13 protein-coding genes are annotated in these 15,428 nt (G+C 69.9%); 7 read left to right on the forward strand and 6 right to left on the reverse strand.

Annotated features, from left to right (window positions below; translation table 11 throughout):
- The first annotated feature begins 54 nt into the window (after window positions 1-54).
- The 3 genes from DXT68_RS11330 to DXT68_RS11340 all read left to right on the forward strand — a co-directional run bounded on the left by DXT68_RS11330 (window position 55) and on the right by DXT68_RS11340 (window position 2,977).
- Window positions 55-1,032, forward strand: a complete 978-nt coding sequence (locus DXT68_RS11330) for a hypothetical protein (protein ID WP_045253500.1) — start codon at window positions 55-57, stop codon at window positions 1,030-1,032.
- A gap of 113 nt (window positions 1,033-1,145) precedes the next feature.
- A complete protein-coding gene (locus tag DXT68_RS11335; protein WP_373372448.1) occupies window positions 1,146-2,735 on the forward strand; it encodes an acyl-CoA carboxylase subunit beta in 1,590 nt (529 codons plus the stop codon).
- Entirely contained in the window at window positions 2,732-2,977 is a 246-nt protein-coding gene (locus DXT68_RS11340) for an acyl-CoA carboxylase subunit epsilon (protein WP_341853354.1), read from the forward strand. Before DXT68_RS11335 ends, DXT68_RS11340 begins: the two co-directional genes overlap by 4 nt.
- 195 nt (window positions 2,978-3,172) lie before the next feature.
- On the opposite strand, the gene DXT68_RS11345 is transcribed toward DXT68_RS11340, so the two are convergent.
- The 5 genes from DXT68_RS11345 to DXT68_RS11365 form a co-directional block, all read right to left on the reverse strand.
- Window positions 3,173-4,414 (reverse strand): ROK family transcriptional regulator, encoded by a 1,242-nt coding sequence (locus DXT68_RS11345; protein ID WP_244268151.1) that lies wholly within the window; start codon window positions 4,412-4,414, stop codon window positions 3,173-3,175.
- 267 nt (window positions 4,415-4,681) lie between these two features.
- On the reverse strand, window positions 4,682-5,692 hold the full coding sequence (locus DXT68_RS11350) for a hypothetical protein (protein WP_045253571.1): 1,011 nt from the start codon (window positions 5,690-5,692) through the stop codon (window positions 4,682-4,684).
- The gene (locus DXT68_RS11355) at window positions 5,689-6,921 is read right to left on the reverse strand and encodes a sensor histidine kinase (RefSeq protein WP_052677662.1); all 1,233 of its coding nucleotides are present in this window, start codon (window positions 6,919-6,921) and stop codon (window positions 5,689-5,691) included. Before DXT68_RS11355 ends, DXT68_RS11350 begins: the two co-directional genes overlap by 4 nt.
- Window positions 6,911-7,573 carry a response regulator transcription factor gene (locus DXT68_RS11360; RefSeq protein ID WP_045253504.1) on the reverse strand — a complete coding sequence of 221 codons (663 nt, stop codon included), beginning with the start codon at window positions 7,571-7,573 and terminating at the stop codon, window positions 6,911-6,913. Before DXT68_RS11360 ends, DXT68_RS11355 begins: the two co-directional genes overlap by 11 nt.
- Before the next feature lie 36 nt (window positions 7,574-7,609).
- Complete coding sequence (locus DXT68_RS11365) at window positions 7,610-8,839, reverse strand: class I SAM-dependent RNA methyltransferase (RefSeq protein ID WP_045253505.1); 1,230 nt, start codon at window positions 8,837-8,839, stop codon at window positions 7,610-7,612.
- A gap of 23 nt (window positions 8,840-8,862) precedes the next feature.
- Between DXT68_RS11365 and DXT68_RS11370 the strand changes: the two genes are divergently transcribed.
- Complete coding sequence (locus tag DXT68_RS11370; RefSeq protein ID WP_045253573.1) at window positions 8,863-9,501, forward strand: Maf family protein; 639 nt, start codon at window positions 8,863-8,865, stop codon at window positions 9,499-9,501.
- A gap of 78 nt (window positions 9,502-9,579) precedes the next feature.
- Window positions 9,580-11,346 carry an acetyl/propionyl/methylcrotonyl-CoA carboxylase subunit alpha gene (locus DXT68_RS11375; protein WP_045253506.1) on the forward strand — a complete coding sequence of 589 codons (1,767 nt, stop codon included), beginning with the start codon at window positions 9,580-9,582 and terminating at the stop codon, window positions 11,344-11,346.
- Between the two features lie 74 nt (window positions 11,347-11,420).
- Here the strand turns inward: DXT68_RS11375 and DXT68_RS11380 are convergent, their stop codons facing one another.
- The gene (locus DXT68_RS11380; RefSeq protein ID WP_174233208.1) at window positions 11,421-12,875 is read right to left on the reverse strand and encodes an NAD(P)H-quinone dehydrogenase; all 1,455 of its coding nucleotides are present in this window, start codon (window positions 12,873-12,875) and stop codon (window positions 11,421-11,423) included.
- A gap of 48 nt (window positions 12,876-12,923) precedes the next feature.
- Here DXT68_RS11380 and DXT68_RS11385 point away from each other — a divergent pair, with 48 nt between their 5' ends.
- Complete coding sequence (locus DXT68_RS11385; RefSeq protein ID WP_045253507.1) at window positions 12,924-13,757, forward strand: purine-nucleoside phosphorylase; 834 nt, start codon at window positions 12,924-12,926, stop codon at window positions 13,755-13,757.
- Complete coding sequence (locus DXT68_RS11390) at window positions 13,754-15,424, forward strand: phospho-sugar mutase (protein WP_045253508.1); 1,671 nt, start codon at window positions 13,754-13,756, stop codon at window positions 15,422-15,424. The genes DXT68_RS11385 and DXT68_RS11390 overlap by 4 nt, the downstream gene beginning before the upstream one ends.
- Window positions 15,425-15,428 lie beyond the last annotated feature (4 nt).

Raw genomic sequence — 15,428 nt, forward strand, 5'->3', positions numbered from 1 at the left:
TCAAGGGAGCCGGGCTTTCGGCTTTTTCGCGGCCAGGGTTCCTAGGATCGACGCATGGGCCCCAAGGTGCACAAGATCCACTCTCTTCCCGACGATTCCCCGTGGGACAAGGGAGTGCCTCCCGTGGGCTCGACCGAGCATCCGCTCATGGTGCGGGGGCTCGACCGCGTGCTGTCGATCCAGCGCCCCCTGGTGCTCGCGCACATCCGCAGCATCCGCCTGCGCAATCCCCACGCCTCCCCCGAGCAGATCATCCGCATCCTGGAGCGGCGATACCTCGCGGCGGTGACGACCGGAGGAGCAGCCGTCGGAGCCACGGCCGTCGTCCCGGGCATCGGAACCGGGATCACCCTGGCCCTCTCCGGGGTCGAGACCGTCGGCTTCGTCGAGTCGACCGCGCTGTTCGCGCAATCCGTGGCAGAGGTGCACGGCATCGCCATCTCCAACCCCGACCGGGCGCGAGCGCTGGTCATGACCCTGATGCTCGGCAAGGAGGGCGTGGCACTGGTCGGCCAGCTCGCCGGCGAGGCGACGGGCAAGGGCGGCACCCGCTCGTCGTACTGGGGCGAGATGGTGACGAAGTCGCTGCCCAAAGCGGCGGTCGGTCCGCTGGTCGACCGGCTCAAGAGCATGTTCGTCAAGCAGTTCGCCGCCAGGGGCGGTGCCTCGTTCGTCGGAAAGGCGCTGCCCTTCGGCGTGGGGGCCGCCGTGGGAGGCGCCGGCAACCACATTCTCGGCCGCCGCGTGCTCACCACGTCTCACCGTGCGTTCGGGAACGCTCCGATCGACTTCCCGCTTGAACTCGAGCCCGTCGACGGCGCCGAGAAGCTGGAGCTGCGGATGCTGCATGGCGCGCAGTTCGTGGGAGGCGCCGTCGCCGGTGCCGCGGGCTCGGCCGCACGCGGCGTCGGCTGGGCCGGACGCAGAATCGCCTCGGTAGGTCGAGGTCGCGGAAAGAGCGAGAAGGCGGTGGATCGCGCGGGGACCCATGACCTCCCTGGCGAGCTCGGGTCCGGTGATCCGCGGAGCTGAGCGAGGAGTGTGCTGACGAGCCGGTCACGCGCACGATCCTCGCCAAAGGATCGGACGGCCCGTTGTGGCGAGCATCCAACGGCGCGGCCCGAGCCGACGATAGGGTGGAATCCGTGACGGACAAGCCCGAACTCTCGACCACCGCCGGCAGAATCGCAGACCTCCGCGCTCGCTACAACGAAGCCGTTGTCGACGCGGAGAAGATCGCGCACGACAAGCAGCACGCCAAGGGCAAGATGACCGCCCGCGAGCGCATCGAACTGCTCGTGGACCCCGGGAGCTTCGTCGAGTTCGACGAGTACGTGCGCCACCGCACCACGGCCTTCGGAATGGACAAGAACCGCCCCTACGGCGACTCCGTCGTCACCGGCGTCGGCACGATCCACGGGCGTACCGTCGCGGTCTACTCGCAGGACTTCACCACGTTCGGCGGGTCGCTCGGCGAGGTGTCGGGCGACAAGATCATCAAGATCATGGAGTTCGCGCTCTCGGGCGGGATGCCGATCATCGGCATCCTCGACTCCGGCGGAGCGCGAATCCAGGAGGGCGTGCTCGCCCTCAGCAAGTACGGCGAGATCTTCCGCCTGAACACCCGGTCGTCCGGTGTCATCCCGCAGATCTCGATCATCATGGGTCCGGCCGCCGGCGGCGCCGTGTACGGTCCCGCGCTCACCGACTTCGTCATCATGGTCGACAAGACCAGCCAGATGTTCGTCACCGGTCCCGATGTGATCAAGACGGTCACGGGTGAGGATGTCGGCATGGAGGAGCTCGGTGGAGCCCTCACCCACAACACCCGATCCGGCGTCGCGCACTACCTCGCGGAAGACGAGGACGACGCGATCGACTACGCACGGACGCTGCTCGGCTTCCTCCCCGACAACAACATGGCGGAGATCCCCGGGTACGAGAGCGGCTTCGAGTGGGAGACCACGGATGCCGATCGTTCCCTGAACACGATCATCCCCGACTCCGCCAATCAGCCGTACGACATCCACACGGTCATCGAGCACGTCGTCGACGCCGGCGACTTCATCGAGGTCCAACCGCTGTTCGCCCCGAACATCGTGATCGGGTTCGGACGCGTCGAGGGCCGTTCGGTGGGCATCATCGCGAACCAGCCGTCGCAGATGGCCGGGACGCTCAACATCGAGGCCGGCGAGAAGGCCAGCCGATTCGTGCGCTTCTGCGACGCGTTCTCGATCCCGATCGTGACCCTCGTCGATGTTCCGGGCTATCTGCCCGGCACCGACCAGGAGTGGACCGGTGTGATCCGCCGTGGCGCGAAGCTCATCTACGCGTACGCCGAAGCCACCGTTCCACTGGTGACGGTCATCCTGCGCAAGGCCTACGGCGGCGCGTACATCGTCATGGGCTCGAAGCAGCTCGGCGCCGACGTCAATCTCGCCTGGCCCACGGCCGAGATCGCCGTCATGGGCGGCCAGGGCGCGGTCAACATCCTCTACCGCGGTGAGATCAAGCGCGCGGAGGAAGCCGGCGAAGACGTCGCCGCGGTGCGCACGCGGCTCGCGAACGAGTACACGTACAGCGTCACCTCACCGTTCCTCGCCGCGGAGCGCGGCGAGATCGACGGCATCATCGAGCCGGCGAACACCCGCGTCTCCATCGCCAAGGCGCTCCGCGCGCTGCGCGGCAAGCGCGCCGAGCTCCCGCCCAAGAAGCACGGGAACATCCCCCTGTGAGCGACACACGGGGAGCGGATGCCGGGGCGGACCGGCCGTCGACGCCCGCGATGCAGATCACGCGCGGTTCCGCGACGGAGGAGGAGCTCGCCGCCCTCATCGCCGTGGTCAGCGACGCGTATGCGCAGGAGGCCGCGGGTGCCGTCGCAGAGGAGCCCGTCGTGTCGGCGTGGTCTCGCACTCAGCGTCCGCTGCGCACCTCGCTGCGGCGCGACATCCCGTGGGGCCGCTTCGCAGGCTGAGTCCGAGACGTGAGGCGCCTGCGGGCCCGGAGCCCCCCGGCTCACGGGCCGCGCAGACAGTCTCCCCCCGGCCGATGCGGGACCGTCGTCGCGCATCAGGATGACCCGTCGGCGCATCCGCTCTCTAGTATATCGAGTGGAGTAATCACTCCACGAAGATCAACCAGTATTCCGGTATACGAACTGACGAGACGTTCAGTCATCGAGGTACAGGTCCGACGCGCGGGGTGTCAGCATCGCGTCCAGAACGACGCACGCCGCCCCCACAGCACCTCCGTCCTCCCCCACGACCGTCCCCTCCACGGGGATCTCGCGGACGGAGCGCGTGGCGTTGCGCAAGCGGAGGGGCCCGGGGATCTCGCGCAGGTAGACGTCCGACAGTCTGTCCCAGAACGGCCCGCCCAGAACGACGCGGTCGACATCGAGCACGTTGGTCAGCACGGAGATCAGCACCGCGAAGTGCCCGGCCGAGCGACGCAGCACACGCGCGGCACCGGCCTCTCCGGCCGACGCTCGCTCGCACAGCCGGGTCAGACGCGAGTCCATGTCCTCGGCGTGCGGGCCATCCGACGCCTCCCCGTCGCCGTCGAACACCCCTGCCGCGACCGCCTGCTCGACGATCGCCCGCGGCGTGCACATGACCTCGACGCACCCCCGCCCCCCGCAGGCGCAGTCGGGTCCATCGGGATCGACCATGATGTGCCCGATCTCACCGAAATTGTGGGAGGAGCCCGTGACGACCTCGCCGTCACGGACCAGAGCGGAGCCGATCCCGGTGCCGAGGTAGATGAACACGAAGGATCCCCCCGCCTTCGACCTGCTCGTCCACAGATCTCCGACGGCCGCAGCCGTGGTGTCCTTCTCGATCGTGACACTCAGTCCCGTCGCCTCCGCGAGCGCGGAACGCAACGGCACCCGGTGCCACCCCATCAGCTTCGGCGGATCGATCACCGTGCCCTTCTCGGCGTCGAGCGGACCGGGGACCGCGACGCCGACCCCCGCCACCAGGCCGCGGTCGATCCCGGACTCATCGAGCACGGCGTCGATCGTCTGCGCGATGGTCGCGACGACACGCTGCGGATCCTGATCCGCGGTCGGCTGCACCCGTCGACCGACGACCTGCCCCGCGAGATTCAGGAGCACGACCGTGATCAGTGCAGGATCGAGGTGAACGCCGACCGAGAAACGGCTCTCGGCGACCAGACGCAGCGTGACTCGAGGCTTGCCCGGGCCGTTGATCGTGCGGCCGGCCTCGGCGATCACCCCGTCGTCGAGCAGCCGGCGGGTGATGTTCGTGACGGTCTGCGCCGAGAGGCCGGTGATGTCCACGAGCTCGATGCGACTGAGCCCCGCGGCGGAGCGGCGGATGCCCTCGAGGATCACGGACTGATTGAAGTCCCCCATCCTGGGGAGGTTGGTCCCTCGGCGCGTACCCATGCCCCATCCTCTCTCATCGACCCGGAATCTTGTCCCCCAAAATACCTACATACATCCGCCCGCAGACGCGTCAGACTTAGGGGGACGCTTCGCGTTCGGCTGGTCTCTCTGTCACAGGGTAGACAGACGCAGATCGGCCACCAGCGGACGGTTTTCGGGTAACTGTCCGCATGGCGAGGGGCTGGCGTGATCGCCGCCCCTCGCCCACTCTCTTCGACCTCGTCTCCGGCTCCCTCCCCCGGCCGGAGCCGAGGTGCCGCACACGGGTCACTCCGCTGCGGCGTCGCGGGCGATCTCGTGCCACACGTCGACCGCGTCGTCGTCACCCGCTCCACGAGAGCCCGCTCGGCCCACCACCGTGACCGCCGTCCGCGCGTCCCTCGCAGCACGGATGATCCACCGCTCGGCCTCCGCCGCCCGGAGCACCCCCGCCAGTTCGTCGCGGATCGCCGCACGGCGATCCTCATCGACGTCGTCCAATCCGCCCTCGTCGAACACCGTCACGACCGCACCGCGCCGCCGAGCGTCCTCGATCGCATCCCGCACCGCGTCGTTCAGCAGATCGGCACCGCGCAGCTCGTCTCGGAGCCGCCCTTCTGCGAGGCGGGCACGGAGCCGCTCCTCCTCATCGAGCACACCGCCCGTCGCCACCGCGCGGGTCAGCACGGGGCCGGCGACCGCCAGCGCGAACTGCGTCCGCAGTCGCCGTTCCTTCTGCCTGACCTGCTGAGTGGCGTGCCACGCCGAGACCGCCTGCTGGATGCCGGCGAGCCGCTCCGCGTCACGCACGGCGCGATCCCAGAACATGACCAGAAGATGTGCGACCGCGACCCACATGAACGATCCGACGACACCGAGCGACAGCGCGACCACGGGACCGAGGAAGATTGACGACGCCCCCAGGAGGGCGAGCACGACGAGCCACCCGATCACGAACCGTCGGCGCACGACGCAGACGACGCCCAGCACGCCGAGAGCGCCGATGTACCAGGTCGCGAAAGGCGCGGTGAGCGTCAGCGGATCGAGCGAGAACGTCACCAGCACGGGAATGAGCACGCTCGACAGGAGGGCGAGGAGACCGGCCCAGAGCGGCATCCGCACCGAGACGGCGGAGTCCCAGAGGATCGCGACGTTCACCACCACCAGGTACAGGCCGATGGCCGCCACCATGAGCAGGGGGGCCGTGGGCTGCTCGATCCACCACACGCCGCGCGCCGCGAAGTACATCGCGAAGCCCACCGCGAGCGAGGTCGCGACACTGCGCACCGTCCACGTCATCGGCGTTCCCATCCCAGCGTGACCTTCGTTCCGCACTCGCTCGACTCGATGTCGGCGGTTCCGGCGACCCCGGCCATGCGCGCGAGGATGGACGCGCTGATGCCGAGCCGATCCTCCCCGATCTCCCGGAGGTCGAAGCCCGGCCCCGAGTCGGAGATCGTGAGGCTGATCCCCTCCTCCCCCCGCCCCTCGGCGATGATGTGCAGCCCTCTCCCCTGCGCATGCGCGACCGCGTTGCCGAGAGCCTGGCGAGCGGCGAGAACGAGGGCACGTGCCGCGCGCCCCGGGATGAGCCCGATGCCGCCCCGCTCTTCGACGATCGCATCAGCGCCCAGTTCGGAGAGCGCACGTCGCAGCTCGACCACGATCTGCGCGGCGCCGACCGGTTCGTCGCTCCCCTCCTCCGCGACCGCGGCCTCGGTGTTGGCGAGACGGGTCAGCGCTTCGCGTGCCATGCCCACGGCGAGGTCCCGGGCCCGTTCCCCGTCAGCGCGCTCGGCGGCGATGAGAGCGGCGAGGACGCTGTCATGCATGAGGGCGGACATCGCGGCACGCTCCTCCTCGGCGGCGGCGGCGGCAGCGGCACCCGCATACGAGGCCACGGCGCGGGTGCGCGCGTCGTCGACGCCCGCCGCGACCGAACGGAACATCCAGCCCAACGCGATGATGACGATGCCGAGAATCAGGGTGAACGACACATCGAAGGCCGTCGTCACCCAGTACTCGCGCGAGAAGCCACCCTCGACGAGCCGGACGTAGCCGTAGACGAAGGGCAGTGCCACCGCCCATGACAGCTGGAGCCAGAGGGGGAAGGCGAGCACGGCCGCGACCACGCCGACGTTGACGAGGAAGAAGATCCACGGCTGATCCGTCGCCCTGGCCGCCGGGTCGACGACGATCGGCCAGGCGCCCAGCGCGATGACGTAGAGGATCGCGAAGATCCCCGCCGCGATGCGCACCGCGCGTCCGGTGACACAGGCGATCAGCATCCCCAGCAGCGGGACGAAGACGACCAGCACCATCGCGACCCGCGAGGCATCCGACCAGGTCGTGGTCGTGATCGCGGCGATCAGCGCCTGCGTCCCGAGGACACCGGAGCCGAGAGCCACGACGGTCGCGAGGATGCGCTCCATGCGCTTGCCGGTGAATCGCTCGAACTCGGATTCCACGCTCCCCGGGGAGGGGATCGTGGACCAGGCCTCGCGGATGCTGAGCGGGTCAGTGGGCACTCGGGGTCCCGTCTGGGGCGACGATCCCGTCCTCCATCGCGCGGCGCAGGAGATCGACCTTCGTGGGTGCCGGTCGTCCGACCTCGACGTACTTCACCCGGATGCGCGTGATGTTCTCCTTGGCGGTCGAATAGGCGACGCCGAGGCGCTCGGCGACAGCCTTCAACGGCAGGCCCGCGGCGTACAGACGCAGCACATCGCGTTCCCGGGCCGACAGCTGCGCGTCGGCGAAATCACGGTCGCCGTCGACGGCGCTGGCCCATTCCACGTTGTTGAGCGGCTCGCCGTCGGCGACCGTCCCGATCGCGTCGAGCACGTCGTCCAGCGCGGAGGACTTGCTGACGACTCCCGCGGCACCCGCGGCGAGCGCCTCACGCACCGCCGCCGGTCGATCGGCGACGCTGTGGATGACGACGCTGGCTCCGTCGTCGACGAGGGATCGGACGTTCTCGGTCACCGTCGTGCCGTCACCGAGCGTGAGATCGAGGACGACCACGTCGGCCGACGGCTCGGACGTCGCGGAACGCCAATCGAGATACGACACCACCGTGCTCCCGGAGAAGACCACCGTCTGCGCTCCGTCTCGGGCGCACGCCGCTTCCAGACCGAGGCGGACGGACTCGTGATCGTCGATCAGTGCGACCCTGCTCATCCCCCCAGCCTACTGAGTGCGGCGACGGCGGCCCTGTCACCGGGTGAGGAGCGCGACGACCTCGAAGTGGTGCGAGTGGGGGAAGAGGTCGAAGCCTCGCAGAGTGCCGACGTTCCACCCGTGCTGACGGAACGTTCCGAGGTCGCGAGCCAGCGCCACGGGGTCGCACGCGACGTAGGCGATCGCCTCCGGCGCGAGGGCGTGCAGCGCATCGACGACCGCTCGGCCGGCTCCCGCTCGGGGCGGGTCGAGCACGACGGCACCGGTGCGAGTGCCTGCGGGAAGGCCGGCCAGGTAGCGGTCGACTCGGGCCGTCACCGCCTTCACTCCCCTCCCCGCGAGGTTCTGCTGCGCGTGCGCCGTCGCCCTCTTGCTGGACTCGACCGTCACGATGTCGGTGGCGCCGAGGTCGGCGAGGGATGCGGCGAACAGCCCGACTCCGCCGTAGAGGTCGAGGTGGGCGGCCTCCGGATCGACGTGCCCGTCGAGGATCCCGTAGACGGCACCGTCGAGCACCGACGCCGCCCGCGGGTGCACCTGCCAGAAACCGCCGGCGTCGAGCTGGAAGCGACGGTCGCCGACCTGCTCGTAGACGACCTCCGGAGCGGGCCGACGGCCCTGTCCTCGTGCCGGGCGCTCGTCGAGCCGCTCGCGGCGGATGACGCGGACCGTGCCGTCGCCGGGTTCGACCAGGTCGACGCTGCCCGCCTCCCCGCCCTGGAGGCGCAGCGCGGCCTTCGCGATCGCCGGGCGCGCGAGGGGGTGCGAGCCGACGGGGATCACCCGGTGGCTGCGCGCGGCGTAGGGCCCGACCCGCCCCTCGTCGTCGACGTGCAGAGTGACCCTGGTGCGCCATCCGGTGCCGTCGGTCGAGTCGACCGCCTCGATCTCGGGCGCCTCGAGCCCCGGGCCGGCGAACCGGTCGAGGGCCTCGGTCAGCACCTGACGCTTGAGGGTGCGCTGGTGGGCCAGGTCGATGTGCCCGAGGTCGGCACCTCCGGGTCGGTCCTCCGGCGCCCGGGAGACGTCAGCCTCCGTCCAGATGTGGGGGCGACGGTGCGGCGAGGCGTCGAGGACCTCCACCGTCTCCGCGCGCCAGAAGCTCTTCGACTCGTCGGTGGAGTCGGCGGTGAGACGGGCGCGCACCCGCTCACCCGGAATCGCGTCGGAGACGAAGACGACGCGTCCGTCGTGGCGGGCGATGAAGGTGCCGCCGTGCGCGATGCCGGTGATGTCCAGATCGAGCAGGGCTGGGGAGGAAGTCATCCTTCGAGGATACGGTGGTGCACATGCGCGTCTGCCTCGCCTCCACCTCCCCCGCCCGTCTGATGCTGCTGCGACAGGCCGGGATCGAGCCGCTGACCCTGTCACCCGACGTCGATGAAGATGCGGTGGCCGCGGCCGCGGCGGCGGGGAGAGGCGCCGATCTGCCTCCCGCCGATCTCGTGCTTCTGCTGGCCAGGGCCAAGGCCGCGGACGTCGCGCACCGGCTCGCGGCCGACGGCTCCTTCGACGGCATCGTGATCGGGGGCGACTCGATGTTCGCCCTCGACGGCCGGGTGTACGGCAAGCCCTACACGGCGGAGGAGGCGACCCGACGGTGGAGGGAGATGCGCGGCGCCACCGGGATCCTGCACTCCGGGCACTCCGTCTTCCGGGTCTCCCCCGACACGGAGCCGGTCGAGGCGACGGCGACCGCCGAAGCCGCGGTGACCTTCGCCGACGATGTGACCGATGCCGAGATCGCCGCGTACGTCGCCTCCGGGGAGCCGCTGCTCGTCGCGGGCGCCTTCACCGTGGACAGCCTCGGAGGAGCCTTCATCACCCGCGTCGAGGGCGACCCCTCCACGGTCGTCGGGATGTCGCTGTCGACGGTGCGCCGACTCGCCGGCGATCTCGGTGTGCGGTGGACGGACCTCTGGTCGTAGGGTCCGCTCGACGTTTTCGCGTCTTTCTTGTGGAGAGTCGTCAAATGGATCGTGAGCCTTCTCGCTAGGCTGGCAATCATGCCTGATATCGCCAAGGTGCTCATCGCCAACCGCGGCGAGATCGCCGTCCGAATCATCCGTGCCGCTCGGGACTCCGGGATCGCCTCGGTCGCCGTCTACGCCGACCAGGACCGCGACGCCCTGCACACCCGTCTCGCCGACGAGGCCTACGCCCTCGGCGGATCCACCAGCGCCGAGACCTACCTGCAGATCGAGAAGATCCTCTCGGTCGCCCGTCGCGCCGGCGCTGACGCCGTGCACCCCGGCTACGGCTTCCTCGCAGAGAACGCGGAGTTCGCCCGTGCCGTGATCGGTGCGGGGATGACCTGGATCGGCCCCTCCCCCGAGGCCATCGAGGCACTGGGAGACAAGGTCACCGCCCGCCACGTGGCTGAGAAGGTGGGAGCCCCGCTCGCCCCCGGAACGCCCGGTCCGGTCTCGGGCGCCGACGAGGTTATCGCCTTCGCGCAGGAGTTCGGTCTCCCGATCGCGATCAAGGCGGCCTACGGCGGCGGCGGTCGCGGCCTGAAGGTCGCGCGCGAGCTCGACGAGGTCGCCGAGCTGTTCGAGTCGGCCACCCGAGAGGCGGTCAGCGCGTTCGGACGCGGCGAGTGCTTCGTCGAGAAGTACCTCGACAAGCCGCGCCACGTCGAGACGCAGTGTCTGGCGGACGCCGAGGGCAACGTCGTCGTCATCTCGACCCGCGACTGCTCGCTGCAGCGCCGCCATCAGAAGCTGGTCGAGGAGGCGCCCGCGCCGTTCCTCACCGACGAGCAGAACGCGCAGCTGTACTCCGCGTCCAAGGCCATCCTCAAGGAGGTCGGCTACGTGGGTGCGGGAACCTGCGAGTTCCTCATCGGCGCCGACGGCACCGTGTCGTTCCTCGAGGTCAACACCCGCCTCCAGGTCGAGCACCCGGTGTCCGAGGAGGTCACCGGCATCGATCTCGTGCGCGAGCAGTTCCGCATCGCCGCCGGCGGCACCATCGACTACGAGGACCCCGCCCCCACCGGCCACTCCATCGAGTTCCGCATCAACGGCGAGGACCCCGGTCGCGGCTTCCTGCCGCAGCCCGGCCCCATCCACGTCTTCAAGACCTTCGGCGGCCCCGGCATCCGGCTCGACTCCGGCGTCACCGCCGGCGATTCCGTGTCGGGCGCGTTCGACTCGCTGCTCGCGAAGATCATCGTCACCGGCAAGGACCGCGCCGAGGCCCTCGAGCGCTCGCGACGAGCCCTCGACGAGTTCGAGGTCGCGGGTCTTCCCACCGTCCTCCCCTTCCACCGCAAGGTCGTGCGCGACGCCGCCTTCACAGCGGAGAACGGCGAGTTCGGGGTCTTCACCCGCTGGATCGAGACGGAGTTCGACAACGACATCCCCGCATGGGACGGCGAGCTGGAGTCGCCGTCGGCCGCGGAGAGCCGCCACACGGTGGTCGTCGAGGTCGCCGGAAAACGTCTCGAGGTCAGCCTCCCCGACCGTGTCGCCGTCGCCGCAGGAACCACCGGCCGTCCGGCCGCCGTGCCGCCGTCGCGACGCAACCATGCCACCTCGGTGAGCGCCGGCGCCTCCGGCGACGCCGTCAAGTCGCCCATGCAGGCCACCGTCGTCAAGGTCGCCGTCGAAGAGGGGCAGCAGGTCGTCAAGGGCGACCTCGTCGTCGTGCTCGAGGCGATGAAGATGGAGCAGCCGCTGCAGGCGCACAAGGACGGCACGATCGGCAACATCGGAGCGGTCGCCGGGGCGACGGTCTCGGCCGGCCACCAGCTGCTCACCATCAGCTGACCACGACGTCGACGAGAAGAGGCGCCCCGCTGATGCGGGGCGCCTCTTCTCGTGCGCTGCGGATGCCGCAGAGGTCAGGTGATCTTCGCGTTGACGAGGTGCATGGCCCGACTCGCGTCGGTGATGCTGCTCGACAGCGACGGGTACGCCGCGAACACGCGGGACACCTGGTCGACGGTCAGACGACGCTCGACCGCGACGGCGATCGGGTAGATCAGCTCGGAGGCCTTGGGCGCCACAATCACGCCGCCGATCACGGTGCCGGATCCCTTGCGGGCGATCAGCTTCACGAAGCCGTCCTTGATGCCCATCATCTTGGCGCGCGGGTTCGCCGCCAGCGGGAGCTTGTAGACGAGCCCGTCGGCGATGCCCTCCTCGACGTCTTTCTGGGAGTAGCCGACCGTCGCGATCTCGGGCGCGGTGAAGATGTTCGAGGTGATCTTGATCAGCTCCAGCGGGATGACGATGTCGCCCAGTGCGTGGAACACGGCCGTGCGGCCCTGCATCGACGCGACGGATGCCAGCGGGAAGAAGTTCGTGCAGTCGCCGACCGCGTACACGTTGGGCACGGAGGTGCGCGCGACGCGATTGACACGGATGTTGCCCTGCTCGGTGAGCTCGACGCCCGCCTCTTCGAGCCCGATGCCCGCCGTGTTCGGAATGGATCCGACGGCCATCAGGCAGTGGCTGCCCTCGACCGTGCGCCCGTCGGAGAGGGTGGCGACGACGCCGTCCTTCGTCACCTCGACCTTCTCGGCACGAGCCTTGGAGAGCACCGTCATGCCGCCACGTGTGAACACCTTCTCGAGCACCTGCGCGGCGTCCTGGTCCTCGCCCGGCAGCACCTGCTCGCGGCTGGAGACGAGGGTCACCTTCGCGCCGAGGTTCATGTACGCCGATGCGAACTCGGCACCGGTCACCCCGGAGCCGACGACGATGAGGTGCTCGGGCAGCGCCTTCATGTCATACAGCTGCGTCCAGGTGAGGATGCGCGTGCCGTCGGGCTTCGCGGAGTCGAGCTCGCGGGGCGAGGCCCCGACGGCGACGATGATCGTGTCGGCTTCGATGCGATCGAAGTCGGTGCCGTCCTGGCCGGTCGAGACGACGATCGCGTTCGGCCCCTCGAGGCGGCCGTGTCCGGAGAGGATCCGCACGCCGGCGTCGAGCAGAGTCGTGCGCATGTCCTCGGACTGCTGACCCGCCAGTGCGATGAGTCGCTTGTTGACGGCGGCCAGGTTGATCGCGATCTCGGGCTTGAGCGGCTTGCCGTGCTCGCCCTTCGCGTAGAACTGCACGCCGAGGTCCGAGGCCTCCGAGATCGCGACGGCGGCATCGGCCGTGGCGATCAGGCTCTTCGACGGGACGACGTCGGTGAGCACGGCCGCTCCTCCGACGCCCACACGCTCGACCAGGGTCACCTCGGCTCCGAGCTGAGCGGCCGCGAGGGCCGCTTCATAACCGCCGGGACCGCCACCGAGGACGGCGACGCGCTGAGTGCGCTCAAAAGGGGTGGAAGACATGGTCTCCATTCTTCCGCAATCCTGGCCCCCGAGCCTGCACCTTCCTAGAGTGGATCCATGTCCGAAACACACAGCAACCCCCTCGACGACCCGAATGCGAACCCGTTCGAGGTCGCCGCAGCCGCAGCCGCAGACATCGCGCGCCTGACCGGAGTCGAGAAGCACGACATCGCTCTGACCCTCGGCAGCGGCTGGGGCAAGGCCGCCGACATCATCGGCGAGACCACAGCGACCATCCCGGCGACCGAGGTCACCGGCTTCTCCAAGCCCGCCCTCGAGGGCCATGTCGGCACTCTGCGCAGCATCCGCACCCCCGACGGCAAGAACGTGCTCGTCATCGGCGCCCGCACCCACTACTACGAGAACCACGGAGTCCGTCGTGTCGTGCACTCGGTGCGCACGGCCGCGGCCACCGGGGCCAAGATTATGGTGCTCACCAACGGCGCGGGCGGCGTGCGCGAGACCTGGACCCCCGGCCAGCCCGTGCTGATCAGCGACCACATCAACCTCACGGCCGACTCTCCGCTCGAGGGCGCGACGTTCATCGACCTCACCGATCTCTACGCCACCCGTCTGCGCGACATCGCGCGCAGCGTCGACCCGTCGCTCGACGAGGGGGTCTACACGCAGTTCCGCGGACCGCACTACGAGACACCGGCCGAGGTGCAGATGGCCAAGCACATGGGCGGCCACATCGTCGGCATGTCGACCGCGCTCGAGGCCATCGCCGCGCGGGAAGCCGGTATGGAGATCCTGGGCTTCTCGCTCATCACGAACCTCGCGGCAGGCATCCAGAAGACCCCGCTCAGCCACGCCGAGGTGATCGAGGCCGGCCGCGAGGCGGAGCCTGTGATCTCGGCGCTGCTCGCCCGCGTGGTCGAGGCGCTGTGAGCGAGGCACGCCTCGCGCAGGCTCGCGCGTGGATGCGGCAGGACCCCGACGCGGAGACCCGTGACGAACTCGCCGCCGTGATCACCCGCGCCGCCGGCGGCGAGGAGACCGCCGTCGCCGACCTCGAGGATCGCTTCGGCACCCGACTCGCCTTCGGCACCGCGGGACTGCGCGGAGCTCTCGGCGCCGGCAGCAACCGCATGAACCGGGTGCTGGTGGCACAGGCCGCCGCCGGATTCGCCGCGTTCCTGCGCGAGCGCGCGGGTGCGCGCACCCCCACGGTCGTCGTCGGCTACGACGGCCGACGCAACTCACGGGTCTTCGCGACGGACTCGGCCGAGCTCTTCGCCGGCGCCGGACTCCGCGCGATCCTCCTCCCCCGGCTCCTGCCGACACCGGTGCTCGCCTTCGCGGTGCGGCACCTCGGAGCGGACGCCGGCGTGATGGTGACCGCCTCGCACAACCCGCCGAACGACAACGGCTACAAGGTGTACCTCGGCGGAGCGGATCAGGGGTCGCAGATCGTCGCCCCTGCCGACTCGGAGATCGCCGCGCACATCCAGAGGATCGCCGACGACGGCGACATCTCGACGCTCCCGCGCTCGCGGGCGTACGAGACGGCCGGCGAAGACGTCGTCGAGGCGTACATCGCCGCGACCGCCGCCGTGTCGCCGGCACCCGCAGGGTCCTCGGACCTGCGCTGGGTGTACACGGCGCTGCACGGCGTGGGCTGGGAGACGCTGTCGAAGATCGTGGCTGCGGCGGGATATCCGCAGCCGATGGTCGTCGGTGAGCAGCTGAAGCCCGATGCGACCTTCCGCACGGTGTCGTTCCCCAACCCCGAGGAACCCGGTGCGATGGATCTCGCCTTCGCACGTGCGCGACGCGTGCAGGCGGACTTCATCCTGGCGAACGACCCCGATGCCGACAGGCTCGCCGTGGCCATCCCCGACGCCTCGTCGGACAGCGGCTGGCGCCGCCTCACCGGCAACGAGGTCGGCCTCCTGCTCGGCGCGCGGGCGGCGCGGGCCGCGGCAGGCACGCCGGGCGCGTCACTGGCCTGCTCGCTGGTCTCCTCCCCCGGTCTGGGTGCGGTCGCCGCCCATCACGGGTTGGACTTCCACGAGACCCTCACCGGATTCAAATGGATCTCGCGTGCGCCGGGGATCGCCTTCGGCTTCGAGGAGGCGCTCGGCTACCTCGTCAACCCCGAGACGGTCCGCGACAAGGACGGCATCTCGGCGGCGGTCGCGATCCTCGGTCTCGCAGCCGAGGCGCACGCCCGCGGAGGGTCGCTCGCCGAACTGCTCACCGAGCTCGGTGACACCTACGGGCACTACGCGAGCGGACAGGTGTCGGTGCGCGTCGAGGACCTCTCGATCATCGGCGACGTGATGCTCTCGCTGCGCACGCTGCCGCCGACGCGCTTCGGACACCTGGCGGTCGCCGAGGCTCAGGATCTGCTGCATGCCCCGCAGGGGCAGCCTTCGGGCGACGTGCTGCGCTACCGGCTCGACGACGGCTCCCGGATCATCGTGCGTCCCAGCGGCACCGAGCCCAAGCTCAAGGTCTACATCGACGCGAAGGCCGACTCGGCCACGGGCGCCGCCGAGACCGTGCGCGGGCTCGAGGCCGCCGTGCGGACGCTCCTGGAAGAACGCTCCTAGGGTC

This window comes from Microbacterium foliorum, from assembly GCF_003367705.1.
In the GTDB taxonomy this organism is placed as follows: Bacteria; Actinomycetota; Actinomycetes; order Actinomycetales; family Microbacteriaceae; genus Microbacterium; species Microbacterium foliorum.

What these genes read in the sequence shown, in the direction of transcription:
- DXT68_RS11330 (WP_045253500.1), top strand. Translation starts at nt 55, where the DNA reads ATGGGCCCCAAGGTGCACAAGATCCACTCTCTTCCCGACGATTCCCCG.
- DXT68_RS11345 (WP_244268151.1), bottom strand. Translation starts at nt 4,414, where the DNA reads ATGGGTACGCGCCGAGGGACCAACCTCCCCAGGATGGGGGACTTCAAT.
- DXT68_RS11350 (WP_045253571.1), bottom strand. Translation starts at nt 5,692, where the DNA reads ATGACGTGGACGGTGCGCAGTGTCGCGACCTCGCTCGCGGTGGGCTTC.
- DXT68_RS11360 (WP_045253504.1), bottom strand. Translation starts at nt 7,573, where the DNA reads ATGAGCAGGGTCGCACTGATCGACGATCACGAGTCCGTCCGCCTCGGT.
- DXT68_RS11365 (WP_045253505.1), bottom strand. Translation starts at nt 8,839, where the DNA reads ATGACTTCCTCCCCAGCCCTGCTCGATCTGGACATCACCGGCATCGCG.
- DXT68_RS11370 (WP_045253573.1), top strand. Translation starts at nt 8,863, where the DNA reads ATGCGCGTCTGCCTCGCCTCCACCTCCCCCGCCCGTCTGATGCTGCTG.
- DXT68_RS11375 (WP_045253506.1), top strand. Translation starts at nt 9,580, where the DNA reads ATGCCTGATATCGCCAAGGTGCTCATCGCCAACCGCGGCGAGATCGCC.
- DXT68_RS11380 (WP_174233208.1), bottom strand. Translation starts at nt 12,875, where the DNA reads ATGGAGACCATGTCTTCCACCCCTTTTGAGCGCACTCAGCGCGTCGCC.
- DXT68_RS11385 (WP_045253507.1), top strand. Translation starts at nt 12,924, where the DNA reads ATGTCCGAAACACACAGCAACCCCCTCGACGACCCGAATGCGAACCCG.